This is a genomic window from Fluviicola taffensis DSM 16823 (assembly GCF_000194605.1).
Classification (GTDB): Bacteria; Bacteroidota; Bacteroidia; order Flavobacteriales_D; family Crocinitomicaceae; genus Fluviicola; species Fluviicola taffensis.
In genome coordinates, this window is sequence record NC_015321.1 from 2,633,130 (window position 1) to 2,646,352 (window position 13,223).

The 13,223-nt window shown below is 36.7% G+C and carries 12 protein-coding genes; 6 read left to right on the top strand and 6 right to left on the bottom strand.

What is annotated here, in order from left to right:
- Positions 1–17 precede the first annotated feature (17 nt).
- Together FLUTA_RS11505 and FLUTA_RS11510 are read right to left on the bottom strand one after the other, a co-directional pair.
- On the bottom strand, positions 18–2,042 hold the full coding sequence (locus FLUTA_RS11505; RefSeq protein ID WP_013687053.1) for a T9SS type B sorting domain-containing protein: 2,025 nt from the start codon (positions 2,040–2,042) through the stop codon (positions 18–20).
- Between the two features lie 2 nt (positions 2,043–2,044).
- On the bottom strand, positions 2,045–2,881 hold the full coding sequence (locus tag FLUTA_RS11510; protein WP_013687054.1) for a T9SS type A sorting domain-containing protein: 837 nt from the start codon (positions 2,879–2,881) through the stop codon (positions 2,045–2,047).
- Positions 2,882–3,037: 156 nt separating this feature from the next.
- Here FLUTA_RS11510 and FLUTA_RS20805 point away from each other — a divergent pair, with 156 nt between their 5' ends.
- The 3 genes from FLUTA_RS20805 (at position 3,038) to clpX (ending at position 5,572) form a co-directional block, all read left to right on the top strand.
- Entirely contained in the window at positions 3,038–3,403 is a 366-nt protein-coding gene (locus FLUTA_RS20805) for a helix-turn-helix domain-containing protein (protein ID WP_013687055.1), read from the top strand.
- Between the two features lie 202 nt (positions 3,404–3,605).
- Entirely contained in the window at positions 3,606–4,274 is a 669-nt protein-coding gene (clpP, locus tag FLUTA_RS11520; protein ID WP_013687056.1) for an ATP-dependent Clp endopeptidase proteolytic subunit ClpP, read from the top strand.
- A 77-nt stretch (positions 4,275–4,351) separates the two neighbouring features.
- Positions 4,352–5,572, top strand: a complete 1,221-nt coding sequence (gene clpX / locus FLUTA_RS11525; protein WP_013687057.1) for an ATP-dependent Clp protease ATP-binding subunit ClpX — start codon at positions 4,352–4,354, stop codon at positions 5,570–5,572.
- Positions 5,573–5,680: 108 nt separating this feature from the next.
- Here clpX and FLUTA_RS11530 read toward each other — a convergent pair whose 3' ends face one another.
- Together FLUTA_RS11530 and trmB are read right to left on the bottom strand one after the other, a co-directional pair.
- Positions 5,681–6,514: a hypothetical protein gene (locus FLUTA_RS11530; protein ID WP_148235435.1), complete on the bottom strand. Its 834-nt coding sequence runs from the start codon at positions 6,512–6,514 to the stop codon at positions 5,681–5,683.
- 100 nt (positions 6,515–6,614) lie between these two features.
- Entirely contained in the window at positions 6,615–7,295 is a 681-nt protein-coding gene (gene trmB / locus FLUTA_RS11535) for a tRNA (guanosine(46)-N7)-methyltransferase TrmB (protein ID WP_013687059.1), read from the bottom strand.
- Positions 7,296–7,408: 113 nt separating this feature from the next.
- On the opposite strand from trmB, the gene FLUTA_RS11540 reads away from it, so the two are divergent.
- A complete protein-coding gene (locus tag FLUTA_RS11540; protein ID WP_013687060.1) occupies positions 7,409–9,343 on the top strand; it encodes a KUP/HAK/KT family potassium transporter in 1,935 nt (644 codons plus the stop codon).
- 3 nt (positions 9,344–9,346) lie between these two features.
- Complete coding sequence (locus FLUTA_RS11545) at positions 9,347–10,249, top strand: glycosyltransferase (protein ID WP_013687061.1); 903 nt, start codon at positions 9,347–9,349, stop codon at positions 10,247–10,249.
- Positions 10,250–10,505: 256 nt separating this feature from the next.
- On the opposite strand, the gene FLUTA_RS11550 is transcribed toward FLUTA_RS11545, so the two are convergent.
- Positions 10,506–11,591, bottom strand: a complete 1,086-nt coding sequence (locus tag FLUTA_RS11550) for an ATP-binding protein (protein ID WP_013687062.1) — start codon at positions 11,589–11,591, stop codon at positions 10,506–10,508.
- The gene (locus FLUTA_RS11555; protein ID WP_013687063.1) at positions 11,588–12,277 is read right to left on the bottom strand and encodes a response regulator transcription factor; all 690 of its coding nucleotides are present in this window, start codon (positions 12,275–12,277) and stop codon (positions 11,588–11,590) included. Before FLUTA_RS11555 ends, FLUTA_RS11550 begins: the two co-directional genes overlap by 4 nt.
- Positions 12,278–12,444: 167 nt before the next feature.
- On the opposite strand from FLUTA_RS11555, the gene truA reads away from it, so the two are divergent.
- A complete protein-coding gene (truA, locus tag FLUTA_RS11560; RefSeq protein WP_013687064.1) occupies positions 12,445–13,215 on the top strand; it encodes a tRNA pseudouridine(38-40) synthase TruA in 771 nt (256 codons plus the stop codon).
- Positions 13,216–13,223: the final 8 nt, after the last annotated feature.

Consider the following 13,223-nt stretch of genomic DNA (forward strand, 5'->3'; position numbering starts at 1 on the left):
AATTAACGATGATTTTATTACAATATTACATTCACATGTGAAGCCCAACCGCTGACCCTATTCACACAGAAAATCCACACCCATCTCAAACATGGATCTTTTGTAGCTCCTGATAATTGAATCCGTTGAAAAGTATCAGAGCCACAATACATGACTTCTAATGTGTAAACATAAGTTCCAAACTGAACAACCCCGTTATTGTCTGTTCCATTCCATGAAATATCACCTTGACGAACATTTTCATGTGGTTGTCTACCTACATCTGCTTTAGTAATTGTTTTAAAGTTTGTTCCCCATCGATTGTAAATTCGTAATTTAAAGTCTTTAATTCCGTATGCTGGTTCGTCTCCAATATTGAGAGGTGCGGCAGGACCAGATTCCAGTATTCTGAAAATGTCGTTAGTGCCATCCCCATTTGGTGTAAATGAATTCGGTTGAACAAATTGATGTCCGCCAGGTCTATAAAACAGTTGCTTGGTTACGCTTACAGGGTTCGGAGCACATGCTGATGAAATAGTAGCCGTTAAAAGCCCATCCGCATTAGGAGCATGGATAGTGCCACCTGTTCCTATTAATTGATTTGTACCCCCTGTTGGTTTAAAATACCAATTTACGAAGGATGCATCTGGATAACCGAAAGTATTTAAAAATTGTTGATCTAATGCAGGGCAACCATTATACAGAACATGGGCTGTTACGTAAGGTTGATAATCACACAATTTATATTTTGACGTTAAGGACAACATATATCCAGGCGGTAAAAAGCGGACGACAACAGTATCCCGGCCAATACATCCATTAGGTTGCGCCATTTCAACCAAATATGCCGTAGTGTTATTTGGACTGATTCCAGGTGATGAAGAGGTGCTTGTGAATCCTGACGGAACAGAGGTCCAATTATAGGTGTTTCCAGGAATCGCTGGCGAACCGATTTGAAGCGGATCGGTTGCTATTACCTCTCCTGAACAACATTTCGTTATGTCTGGTCCTGCATTTACTTGCGGGCATACCATATCAAACCACATACTCTTTTCGTTCCAGGGTGCACATCGATTAGTAACGGCAATCTTTACTTTGTACTTCTTTCCGCATTTTAGTTTAACACCTTTGCTATTCAGGTAGTTAGTGATATTAAAGTTTGACGGAGCCTGTTGTGCAATATACCAATCACTTACGAGCATGGTACCACTACCCGCAGGGTAATAATCTCCATTTGCATCTACTTCTGATACTTCTACAAAATAACTGTCTTCTCCGGATGAGGCGGATGCATTTAAAATAATAGGTTGCTCCAAACAGAAAGCAGACCCATTTAAAGTGCCTTCTGCTGTCGCGGGCCATGCGTCACACAAAGCATCAATATACATATAACCGAAATGTTGAGTAGGTACACAATCCCTAGCAATTGCGACAAACGATACCACTTGACCTACATAAGCCGATAAATTATATTCAACACATTCCCAATTTCTATAAACGATATCAGATTGAATCGCTGACCGCTTAAAAAAAGGATCACTTGTATTAGCAATAAATGTTTTTTGTGTTTGATGATATAGTGTCATCCCAGATAAAGTAGGAACTGTGTTATTTCCCTTTACCATATAGAACCATCCAGCAGGATTTCCTTCACTGTGTCCTCCATCCCTAAGAACAATTGCATATCTGAACTTAAATATTTTGTTCTGATTTGTCACTAGAAAGGTATATTTCATCATTTCAGCAGCACCTCCTGCTAAATTACTATTTAAACTAAAACAATATGCACCCTGACTTGGAACGGTAATGCCGGAGTATTGATCAACACCGTTTACTAGCATATAAGGGGCTACTGCAGGATAAGTCGAAGTACTACTTTGAACTCCAAAACGATCAGAACTAAACCCTGGAGTAAAGGCATTCAATACCTGAGGATGCTGAGCATTTGAGTAGAAGGTTTGCCAATTGTTGAAATTGTTACTTTCAGCATTTCCATTTGGGCATTGTGCTTTTGCTTCACAAAGTAAAAGAAGCGTGAAAAATACGATGATAAAATTTTTCATGGTTATTGAATGATTAGATTAGAAGAAAACATTTGCCCATTGAACAAAACGGTTACAACATAAATACCAGACTGAAAGTCTCTAATTGGTATTGGAATACTGTTGGAACCACTCTGCAAATCTCCAGAATAAACTACTCGATTGAAAGTCGATAATTGATTGGATATGCTAACAGTAGTAAAACCATTAGCCCACAGGTTAAAGTTGGCAAGTACTTGATTCGCCCCATTGGAAGGATTTGGATTCAAAATAAGAGAAATATCATTTTGTTGCTGTGATTTATCTTCAATGTTAAAAGAGATTCCCTCATAAAATTGACTCAAATCATCTCCCAGATCTTGCCATTTAGTAAAAACTTCAAATACTAATTGACTACTATCAAAATACGAGTAATAATGACTTGTGTAAGTTGCTAGAGTTGATCCATTGTTCAAGAGTTTATACTCCTCTTTAAACTCAACTCGCGTAGTCATATATGTTGAGTTTCCAAGTATAATTTTTTGCGTCTTAGTTGATGTCGGACTAACAGTACCTTCAATTGTATATGTCTCATCATCAATATCAATAATTGATATGGGTAAATCCTCAGGGGTAACCCAAGATTCTGATACGGCAGATTGAAGTTTTGATAAAGGTGTCATTCTACTAAAATCAAATTCCGTTGTGTTGGGATAGTCTTTCCAATCTATTGAGTTAAAATTTACAACATTACTGTTGTTTTCGTTTGTTGCCAGTTTAATCAAAAGAGATGGTGGTTTTGGTGCGGGTGGAGTTTCTGGTTGTGCATGAGCTAAGAAAATGCTCAGCAGTGAATAAAAAGTTAAGGTTATTTTTTTCATACGATTAAAATTTGAGTCAAAATTATACTTCGAAGACCACACTAGTCGAATGATTTACACTGTAAATAACAACCCTCTTGTTGTAAGCTACAAGCTCATATTGTGGATTACAACTTCTAATTGGTACCTTTGTATTAACTCACTAGTTACAGAATCATGGAACAACAAATAACCACACTAAATTTAGGTATCAAAATCCGTTTTTTTAGAGATATGAAAGGTTTGTCTCAACAAGCACTTGCAATGCAATTAGGAATTTCCCAACAGGCGTATCAGAAGATTGAAAGCGGAGTTACTAAACTTGATGTTGAACGTGCTAATGTGATTGCTAATGAACTGGGTGTACAGCTTGATTTTTTGATTTCCTTCAGTCCAGCAAATTATTGGTATCAGTGTACTTTATCAGGAAATACCGTTAACAACAATATTCCGAAAGAGTTGCTGGAAGCTCACCAGTCACAGATTCAGGTACTAAAAGAAGAAGTTTTATTTTTGCGGGAATTACTCAAAGGAAAACTGTGAGGTTTATCTATCTGATTATGCAAAAGAAAGAAGGTTTTTCAATCAGTTTGGTTCACAATAAAAAAACTTGGAATACAACTCTTTTTTAGAATTTAAGTTTTGAACTTTTTGTTGTTGTAATTATTCTCGTTAATTTCTGCAAAAAAAAGAATCAATTCAGTCGAAACCTATTAATTTTAATACTTCTAAAAAACTATCAAACATGTTCGATAAAAACGAATTTCACAAGTACGCAACAAAGCATGTCGGACTTTCCAGCATGCACTTAGAAAGCTACATCGAATCTTCATTAACACCTTATATTATTGAAGAACGTCATATGAATATGACACAAATGGACGTGTTCTCACGTTTAATGATGGATCGTATCATTTTCTTAGGAACTGGTATCAACGATCAAGTCGCAAATATCATCAATGCACAATTGTTATTCTTGGAATCAGTTGATGCGAAGAAAGATATTCAAATTTACCTGAACTCTCCTGGAGGTTCTGTTTACGCAGGTTTAGGAATTTACGATACGATGCAATACATCAAACCAGATGTCGCAACGATTTGTACTGGAATGGCAGCTTCAATGGGAGCTGTATTGATGTGTGCTGGTGCTGAAGGAAAACGTTCTGCATTGAAACATGCACGCGTCATGATTCACCAACCGCTTGGAGGTGCTCAGGGTCAGGCTTCTGATATCGAAATCACAGCTCGTGAAATTCAGAAATTGAAAAAAGAATTGTACGATATTATCGCAACACACTCAAAACAAACGTACGAAAAAGTGTGGGCTGATTCAGACCGTGATTACTGGATGACAGCTGCTGAAGCGAAAGATTATGGAATGGTAGACGAGATATTGCTTCGTAACCCAAAATAATCTAACTTTGCATAATAGAATCTAAGTCATCTCGATTATCTAATTGGGATGACTTTTTTGTCGATAAAAAGTAGAATATGTCAAAAAAAGAAACTTCTTGCTCATTTTGTGGAAGACCACGAAGTCAAGTAGGTTTATTAATAGCAGGATTGTCAGGTCATATTTGTGATCACTGTATTACGCAGGCGAAAACAATTGTGGAAGAAGATCAATCCACCAAAGTTTCATCAGAAAGTGCTCCTGTAAATGTGTTGAAACCTCAAGATATTAAAGAGCGCTTAGATGAATACGTCATTGGTCAGGATGATGCGAAGAAAACACTTTCAGTAGCTGTTTACAATCATTACAAACGATTACACCAAACCAAAATAGAGGATGTTGAGATTGAAAAATCAAATGTCATTTTGGTGGGACGTACTGGAACGGGTAAAACATTGTTAGCTAAAACCATTGCGAAAATGTTGAATGTTCCGTTTTGTATCGCTGATGCAACTGTTTTAACGGAAGCTGGTTATGTGGGCGAAGATGTAGAAAGTATTCTTTCTCGCTTACTGCAAGCAGCAGATTACAATGTTCAAGCAGCACAACACGGAATCGTTTTCATTGATGAAATTGATAAGATTGCGCGTAAAAGTGATAATCCATCCATTACTCGTGATGTTTCTGGTGAAGGTGTTCAGCAAGCTTTGTTGAAATTATTGGAAGGTTCGGTTGTAAATGTTCCACCTCAGGGAGGTAGAAAACACCCAGAGCAAAAGATGATTGCCATTGATACAAAGAATATTTTATTTGTTTGTGGTGGAGCTTTTGATGGAATTGAACGCATCATAGCAAGTCGTGTAAACAGACAAACTATCGGGTTTGGATCTCAGGTTACGGAGAAAGTAGATGAAGATAATTTCTTGAAATACATTACACCAACAGATGTGAAATCTTACGGATTGATTCCCGAATTGATTGGTCGTTTCCCAGTATTAACTTACTTGGAGCCACTGGATGCAAAAAGTCTGAAAAGAATCATTACGGAGCCCAAAAACGCAATTATCAAACAATACATGCGATTATTTGAAATTGATGGGATTCGTTTGAAATTCGATGCAGATGTTTTGGATTTCATTGTGGAGAAAGCAATTGAATTCAAATTAGGAGCTCGTGGATTGCGTTCTATTTGTGAGGCTATCCTTACAGATGCGATGTACGAATTACCATCTAAAAATGAAACAGAATTCCGCGTGGATTTGGAATATGCGAAAGCACAATTCTCAAAAAGCAAAGTTGCTCGATTGAAAGTAGCTTAGAGAATTATCAATTATAAATGGAATAATGATTAAGGGGATTTGTCTTAGAAAGACGAATCCCTTTTGTTTTTAACAATAGTATTCATTAGAAATCAATCTGTGGTTTTGTTATTCTACGGATCCAATTAATCGTGATTTTGAAATTACTCGGTAGGTTTTTCCCGCATATTCAAATTCACAAATCACATCTACTTTGACGTTCTCTGACCATTTAGGCCCATTTCTGACTATTGTTTCAATGACCGTTTTTGTTTTTTTTATTTGTTCATAATCACCTATCCAAACTTCGTTTTCATGTACAACGTATTGCTTTTTTAATACTATTTCGTTTGGCAATAAATGATTAACTTCCTTCAGCTCACTGTAACAATTTGTTTGATTACCTCCCATTCTTTGAGACATATCCCGCCATAAACTTGCTTCTAATGTAAATTTATTATCACCAATAGATAATGTATCCAGACTTAACCGTAACTCTTCTGCTAGTTGGGCGTCAATGGTGGTTTTTGTAGAAATAGAAAATGGTTCGGAATAAACAATCTCTTTTCCGTCACCACTCAAGATTGTAAGCATGTACGTTCCATTCTGTTTAAAAAGACATTCTTTTGGATACAATTCATTGTCTTTATATGCTCTGTATAAAGTATCGATAATGATAAAATCATGTTTGTAGTTCTGAAATATACTGTATGGTACAAGGGTATCCATCCTTTCCTGGCGTTGTACGTGAATAAGTGTATCCCAGCCAGTTATTGAACGTCTTAATACTCCCCACACTGGTTTTTTCCATTCATGAAATCGATCATTGCGTATTACGCCATCGAAAATGAAGCTCAGTGTATCATTTAGAAAAAATTCTTTTTTAACTGGTTTGACAGACGGAGTTTGAGCAAACGAATAACCGCTTCCCAGTAAGAAAGTCATTAAGAAGAGTAATTTCATCAACGTATTCATCGATTTAGTTTAGTAAGTTGATAATGAATACAATCCAAAAATAGAAAGGTTCAACCTGCTGATGAAAGCGTTATACTTGCTATGATTTTTAGTGAATTCTAAACGAACAATACTTAATCACCGATCCTTTTGCAGTAAATAACTGTTCGTAATGTGTCTTTATGTGCAAGATATCTCGGATCGTAGGATCTAAATCCGCAGGAATGCTTTTGTACAAATCCCATGTTAATTCTAGAACTTCGTATTTGTGTTCGTTGATTTGTTCTTCTGTAGATTCAAATAACAAATCAGAATCTGTTTTTAGGTGAACCAATCCGCCGTTTTTCAATATACGTTGGTAACGCTCAATAAATGGTCTAGAACTCAATCGTTTTTTGGGTTTTTCAGGTTGAGGATCAGAGAATGTCAACCAAATTTCGTCTACCTCATTTTCAAGAAAATACTGTTCTATGAAATCCACTTTGGTTCTTAAAAAAGCTACGTTTGGAAGGTTTTCATCCAACGCTTCTTTTGCTCCAACAAACATGCGAGAGCCTTTGATGTCCACACCAATAAAATTTTTATTCGGGTAATGTTTGGCTAATCCAACTGTGTATTCTCCTTTTCCACATCCAAGCTCCAACACAATCGGGTTGTCATTCTTGAAGTAGTCTGTTCGCCATTTTCCTTTCAATGGGAATACATCCTGCGGATTGGGATCCAATGTTGGTTCAAAAACATTGTTCCACGATTTCATTTCTGCGAAACGCTTTAGTTTATTCTTTGCCATAAATCGGTGCAAAAGTACGCATTTCCGCGTTAAATTTTTTTGTCGAATTTTTCCTATTTTCTAGTATTGGTTAGAGTGCAATATGTACATTTACACTTTAATACATACGTCTTATGTCAAAGAAGCATCATCACGCGCTCTCGTTCGCGGGATTGATTATTACGGTAGGAATTATCTTCGGAGATATCGGTACCTCGCCACTTTATGTTTTGAAAGCTGTGGCAGGCGAACGAAAACTTACTGAGCAATTAATTTTAGGCGGTTTGTCCTGTATTTTTTGGACGCTCACACTCCAAACAACATTAAAGTATGTAATTATCACTTTGCGAGCAGATAACAAAGGGGAGGGAGGAATTTTTTCCTTGTATACCTTGGTTCGCAGGCAAAAAAAATGGTTGGTAATTCCTGCAATGATTGGTGGAGCTTCTTTATTAGCAGATGGAATTATTACGCCACCAATTTCTGTTTCTTCGGCCGTAGAAGGTTTAGGATACATTAATCCAAAGATCAATACGGTTCCGATAGCCATTGCAATTATCATCGGAATTTTTGTTATTCAGCAGTTTGGAACGAAATTCATCGGGCGTTTTTTTGGACCAGTGATGATGATTTGGTTCCTAATGATTGGAACGATTGGTTGTATGTATTTTATGAAAGATCCTACGATCTTGAAAGCATTGAATCCTTATTATGCATATGATTTACTTGTCCACTATCCAAAAGGATTTTGGTTATTGGGAGCTGTATTTCTTTGTACAACTGGTGGTGAAGCGCTTTATTCCGATTTGGGGCACTGTGGAAAAGAGAATATTCGCGTAAGTTGGATTTTTGTAAAAGCCATGTTGCTGCTTAATTATTTTGGTCAAGGAGTTTATTTATTAAGCAACGTGAACGGTCATATTGAAGGAAATCCATTCTATTCTATTGTACCAGAAGGATTCCGATTAGCATCAGTTATTATTGCAACTGCCGCAGCTGTTGTTGCTTCCCAAGCTATGATTTCAGGTTCGTTTACCTTGATTAATGAAGCAATTCGCTTGAATTTGTGGCCTCGTGTGAAAGTCAATTTTCCATCTGAAATAAAAGGTCAACTTTACGTTCCTTCGATTAATTGGTTCTTAATGTTGGGTTGTATTGCGATTGTTTTCTTCCTAAGAAAATCGGAAAGAATGGAAGCCGCTTATGGATTATCGATTATTCTTACAATGATTAGCTCCACGGTATTGTTGTATTTCTACTTCCTCCGTAAACATTGGAATCCGATCTTGCGACACGGTTTGATTGGCTTATTTCTCATTGTTGAAAGTAGTTTCTTGATTGCTCAAATCGAAAAATTCCCTCATGGAGGTTATATTACATTGGCCATTGCGATTACTGTGATGTCAGTCATGTATGTGATTTTCAAAAGTAAGATCATTCGAAACAGCATCATCGATTTCGTAAAAGTAAAAAGTTATCTCCCTATTTTACAAAAGCTTTCTGTCGACGATCAAATTCCAACGTATGCAACTCATTTGGTTTATTTGACGAGTGCAGAGCGTATAGATGAAGTGGAATCGAAGGTGTTTTATTCCATTTTGGAACAACAACCCAAGCGTGCAGAGCGTTATTGGTTTGTGCACGTTCATACAACGGATGAGCCTTATACCAAGGAATATAAAGTGACCAAACACGATGAAAACGATTTGATTCGGATTGATTTCAAGTTAGGATTCCGAATTCAACCGAAATTAGATATGATGTTTAAACAGGTTGTGGAAGAATTGGTGGAAAATAAAGAAATCGAAATTCTCTCAAGATATGCTTGTGAATATCATCACAGTGATCACATTGGAGATTTTAAATTTATCGTAATCCGCAAGTTCCTATCAAATGATAATGAGTTGCCTTGGTTCCATAAATTGATTATGAATGCCTATTTCTTCATTAAAGGAAGAAGTTTGTCAGAGAAAAATGAATTCGGGTTAGATCCAAGTTCTTATGTGGAAGAAACATTTCCGTATGTCTTGTCGAAAGCCGCTCCTATTAAAATGACGAGAAGAGAGTAAGAAATGATTCCAGTCGAATTGTCGCAAGAACGCATTTTAGTTGCATGCCTCGATTGGGGAAGTGGACATGTTTCCAGATCCATTTCATTGCTGAAGCAATTATCCAAACAGGGTAACGAGTTATTTATTAGTTGCACAACGAATCAGAAATCTATTTTTGAAGGGTACGAAATAAGGGCTACTTATTTGAAGAACGATGGCTTTCAATTTCGTTTCAAAGGAGATGGGAATTTCACTTCAGAAATGAGACGAAATGTGTGGCATTTTTTCCGTTGGATTAAGCAAGAACAGAGACAAACGGAGAAATTGGTAGGTAAATATCAGATTTCACTTGTTTTATCAGATCATTGCTACGGCTTTCGTTCCAAGAAGGTTTTATCAATTTTCATTACACATCAGGTTTCGCTACCTCCAAAAGCAGGTTGGATCGCCCAACAGGTTCATCGGAAATGGATGAACAGATTCAACGAAATTTGGATCATGGATGATGCGCAACAACGTCTTGCTGGAGCTTTAAGTAATTCAGTTCCAAAATCAACATACATTGGTTTTTATTCTCGTTTTCAGGATCAGGAAACATCCGTTATTTCAAACAAAATAGTGGGAATTATCAGCGGACCAGAACCGTATTCTAAACAGTTTTTTCAGTGGATTGTCGAAAAATACAGAACAGAAAATCTCACACTCATTTCTCCGAAGTTGTATTCTGAAGTACCGAATAATATAACTGTAATCTGCGATTGGAAACTCGGAGATGCGGAAATTGCTTCTGCAGAAACAATCATTTCCCGCAATGGGTATTCTACCTTGATGGATCTTCAGTTTTTAAAGAAAAAAGCGGTTTTGATTCCAACACCGGGGCAATTGGAACAAGAATATTTGGCTTCATTTTTTCGATCAAAATAGATACATGTCTATCCGTATTTTGAAGTCTAATTTTTAAAGAAGAAAGTGGTTTTGATTCTAATACTAGGATAGTTGGAGTTGGACCAAGAGCACCTGAATTTATTGCTGTGATTGGGTAAATAGACACATGTCTATCTGTCTTTTGAAGTATAACACTAGAGAAGAAAGCGGTTTTGATTCCAACTTCTGGACAATTGAATCAGGAGTATTTTGGTGAATTAAAAATCTTTTCAATCCTCAATTTCACATTTTTCAATTATTTTATGGTAACCCCTCGAGAAGAAATTAATGTACTTGAACTTCCTTCAAATTTGTCTAATGAGAACGTAAATGTACTTCCGACACCTATTGTACTTCGAACAGAAATTGTTTGATTGTGGGAATCCAGAATGTGTTTCACAATGGAAAGACCAAGACCAGAGCCTCCTTCATTTCTGTTTCTGCTTTTTTCTACGCGGTAGAAGCGTTCAAATAAACGCGGTAGTTCATGCGGCTCAATTCCAGGCCCGTTGTCTGAAATTTCTACAGAAACTAGGTCATCTACTTCGTAAAAGCGAATCAGTGTTTCTCCATTTTCGTTTCCATAAGAAATGGAATTGCTGACTAAATTCGTCAATACTTGGGCAATTTTTCCTCTGTCCGCACGCACCATTATTTCTTTGTAGTAATCTTTGGCGAAGCGCAATTTGATGTGTTTTTCTTGCGAACGAAGTTCTAAGCTCTCCAATACTTCTTTGGCTAATTCTTTCAGGTCGAACGGGCGCAAATCCATTTTCAGATCATTAACCTCTAATTTGGTCAACTCATCCAAGTCGTTCAAGATATTTGTCATTCGATCAATTGCTTTGGAAGCTCTTTCTAAAAACATTCGATTCACTTTGTCGTCCTCCAAACCACCTTCTAATAAGGTTAAAACATATCCTTGAATAGAGAAAACGGGTGTTTTTAACTCGTGCGCTAAGTTTCCTAAGAATTCCCGTCTAAATTTATCTTGCTCCTGAAGTTGTGTTATTTCAGACTTGCGTTCTTCACTCCATTTTTTGGAATCTGTTTCTGCATTTCCAATAACATCCTTCGACATGTTGATATACACCTTATCATCTGAAGAGGTTTTTCCTTTTCGGATTGAACGGTAAAGAATGCGTAATCTATTGTATATGAATTCGCGAAAAAGAAAATGAAAGGCAATAAAAGTTGCCAATGCCCCAAACAGGATGATCGAGATAAAAGGACCAACTGGAATTGGATAAAAGAAGTTAACGATTATAAGAACAAGTGTTAAACAAGCTCCAACAATAACGCTTCCTAAAAGAACAATTGTAAACGGATTTAATTTTTTCACTTCTCAGAAAATGTATAACCAACACCTTTAATGGTACGAATATACGATTCTCCTAGTTTCTCTCTTAATTTTCTGATATGAACGTCAATTGTTCGTTCTCCAACAATCGTTTCATCGCCCCAAACAGTTGTCAGAATTTGTTCACGTGTAAATACTTTTCCAGGTCGAGATGCCAATAATTCAATTAATTCGAACTCTTTTTTAGGAAGCTGAATTTCTTCCTCATTCATATAAACTAAGAATTTTTCTCGGTTTACAGTAATGGATGAAGTCTTAATTTCAGGTTCTCCACCATTCATTCTTCCTGCTCTTCGCAATAAAGCCTCCACTTTTGAGACTAATAAACGCGGTCTGATAGGTTTGGTGATGTAATCATCTGCTCCAGCTTCAAAACCAGCAACTTGCGAGTAGTCTTCAGCGCGAGATGTTAGAAAAGCAATTAATGGAGATTTCAATTGTAAATCTTGACGAATTGTTTGACAGGCTTCAATACCATCCATTCGAGGCATCATTACATCCATCAAAATTAAATCGGGAGAAACTTTCTGTGCCATTTCAACTCCTTCCAAGCCGTCGCTTGCAACAAACACTTTGTAACCTTCTCTCTCTAGATTATATTGTAGAAATTCCAATATATCTTTTTCATCATCCACTAAAAGTATGGTTTGTCCCTTACTTACTTGCATTTCGCTTCTTGTTAAAGTTTAAGCAAAAGTATCTTTGGCAGTTTCCTTAATAATTACTGCGGTGTTACGAAATAATTAATTTATGAGGGATTCATTACTTTAATGTTAACAGTTTTGGTTGATGCGAATAGTTTTCACGAAGCAAAAGGTTTGATTAACTTTGTTCTATGACATTTCGATATGCACTAGAACTGGCTTACCGAGGAACGAATTATCACGGTTGGCAAATCCAACCGAATGCTTCTTCCATTCAAGAAGAAATTGAACGACGATTGACTCAATTGAATGGAAATTTGCCTATTTCGGTAGTTGGCTGTGGAAGAACCGATACGGGAGTTCATGCGACGTATTATGTGTTGCATTTTGATAGTCAAAAAGAGTTGGATACTGAGCAATTGGTGTTTAAATTAAACAAAATGCTACCAGAGGATATTTCTCTGTTTTCAGCGCAACTTGTTAGCGAAGAGTTTCATGCTCGATTTTCTCCAACTACTAGAACATATCATTATTTCATTCATCAAAAGAAGAATCCTTTTTTGCTAGACAGCCATCGCATTGTCTCTGAAATTGATTTTGAAGCAATGAATCGCGCAGCAAGATTGTTACTTGGAACCCAAGATTTCACCTCTTTTTCCAAGTTACACACCGATGTTAAAACAAATATTTGTACGGTTTCTGAAGCAAAATGGAATCAAGTTTCTGAATCGGAGTGGTATTTTGAAATAAAAGCAGATCGGTTTTTGAGAAACATGGTTCGCGCAGTTGTAGGTACATTGCTAGAAGTAGGGTATGGTAATTTGGGCGAAAATGACATCACTAAAATTGTCGCATTGAAAGATAGAGGAGAGGCGAAACTTTCAGTTCCAGCAAAAGGATTATTTTTGGTGAATATTGAATATCCTGAAAATTTCTTGATCAGAAAAGCGAAACGAGAATAAATGAAAGT

Excerpts from the sequence above, each read along its gene's own strand:
- FLUTA_RS11505 (WP_013687053.1), bottom strand. The coding sequence starts at position 2,042 with ATGAAAAATTTTATCATCGTATTTTTCACGCTTCTTTTACTTTGTGAA.
- FLUTA_RS11510 (WP_013687054.1), bottom strand. The coding sequence starts at position 2,881 with ATGAAAAAAATAACCTTAACTTTTTATTCACTGCTGAGCATTTTCTTA.
- FLUTA_RS20805 (WP_013687055.1), top strand. The coding sequence starts at position 3,038 with ATGGAACAACAAATAACCACACTAAATTTAGGTATCAAAATCCGTTTT.
- clpP (WP_013687056.1), top strand. The coding sequence starts at position 3,606 with ATGTTCGATAAAAACGAATTTCACAAGTACGCAACAAAGCATGTCGGA.
- clpX (WP_013687057.1), top strand. The coding sequence starts at position 4,352 with ATGTCAAAAAAAGAAACTTCTTGCTCATTTTGTGGAAGACCACGAAGT.
- FLUTA_RS11530 (WP_148235435.1), bottom strand. The coding sequence starts at position 6,514 with ATGAAATTACTCTTCTTAATGACTTTCTTACTGGGAAGCGGTTATTCG.
- trmB (WP_013687059.1), bottom strand. The coding sequence starts at position 7,295 with ATGGCAAAGAATAAACTAAAGCGTTTCGCAGAAATGAAATCGTGGAAC.
- FLUTA_RS11540 (WP_013687060.1), top strand. The coding sequence starts at position 7,409 with ATGTCAAAGAAGCATCATCACGCGCTCTCGTTCGCGGGATTGATTATT.
- FLUTA_RS11545 (WP_013687061.1), top strand. The coding sequence starts at position 9,347 with ATGATTCCAGTCGAATTGTCGCAAGAACGCATTTTAGTTGCATGCCTC.
- FLUTA_RS11555 (WP_013687063.1), bottom strand. The coding sequence starts at position 12,277 with ATGCAAGTAAGTAAGGGACAAACCATACTTTTAGTGGATGATGAAAAA.
- truA (WP_013687064.1), top strand. The coding sequence starts at position 12,445 with ATGACATTTCGATATGCACTAGAACTGGCTTACCGAGGAACGAATTAT.